This is a genomic window from Micromonospora sp. LOL_023, from assembly GCF_048060115.1.
Taxonomy (GTDB): Bacteria; Actinomycetota; Actinomycetes; order Mycobacteriales; family Micromonosporaceae; genus Micromonospora_E.
Genome location: NZ_JBHMIM010000177.1, coordinates 1 through 969, shown reverse-complemented (window position 1 = coordinate 969; position 969 = coordinate 1). Strand labels below are relative to the sequence as shown.

At 70.9% G+C, this 969-nt stretch carries 1 protein-coding gene; it reads left to right on the top strand.

Annotation, left to right across the window (positions count from 1 at the left end; translation table 11 throughout):
• Window positions 1-16: 16 nt before the first annotated feature.
• Window positions 17-969, top strand: a 953-nt coding sequence (locus ACFHVL_RS31350) for an IS4 family transposase (RefSeq protein WP_416632241.1), incomplete at its 3' end; no start/stop codon positions are given.

Genomic DNA, 969 nt, shown 5'->3' with positions numbered 1-969 from the left:
TGTCGTGGGTGGACGGTTGCCGGACTGGATCTCGTTGGGGGTCCTCGCGAGGTCGGTGCCGCGTGACGTGGTCGATGAGGCGGTCGCGGTCACAGGCAAGGGTGCGCGGCGTTCGGACGGGAAGTTGCCGCCACACGTCATGGTGTACTTCGCGATGGCGTTGGCGTTGTTCGCCGACGACGACTACGAGGAGGTCGCGGTCCGGTTGACCGAGACCCTCGACGGGTGGGGGTGCTGGGATCGGAAGTGGACGACGCCGACCTCGGGTGGGATCACCTCGGCCCGGCAACGGCTGGGCCCGGAGCCGATGGTCGAGGTGTTCGACCGGGTCGCGGTGCCGGTCGCGGACGAGTTGACCCGGGGGGCGTTCCTGGGTCCGTGGCGGTTGATGAGTATCGACGGGATCGAGTGGGACGCGCCGGACACACCGGGCAACGTGGCCGCGTTCGGGTACACGGGTTCGGCCGACCAGCCGTCGGCGTTCCCGAAGGTCCGGATGGTCACGGTCGCCGAGTGCGCCTCACACGCGGTGGTCGCGGCCGCGATCGGCGGCCAGCGGCAGGCCGAGCAGACCCTCGCCGCGGCCCTGTACCCACAGCTGGGTGCCGACTGGCTGCTGATCGCCGACCGCGGGTTCTACTCGTTCGCCGCCTGGAACGCCGCCCGTGCCGGCGGGACGCAACTGCTGTGGCGGGTGAAGGCGGACCTGCGGCTGCCGGTGGTCGAGACGTTGCCGGACGGCTCGTACACGTCCGTGTTGATCGACCCGAAGATCCGGGGCAAGGCCCGCGAGGCGCTCGTCGAGGCCGCGCGGGCCGCAGATGATCTGAACCCGGGCAGGGCGGCCCTGGTCAGGGTGGTCGAGTACACCGTGCCCGACCGCACCGGCGACGGCAAGGACGAACTGATCGCCCTGATCACCACCATCGGCGACGTCGCCGCCGCACCGGCCATGGCCCTGGCCCAGAT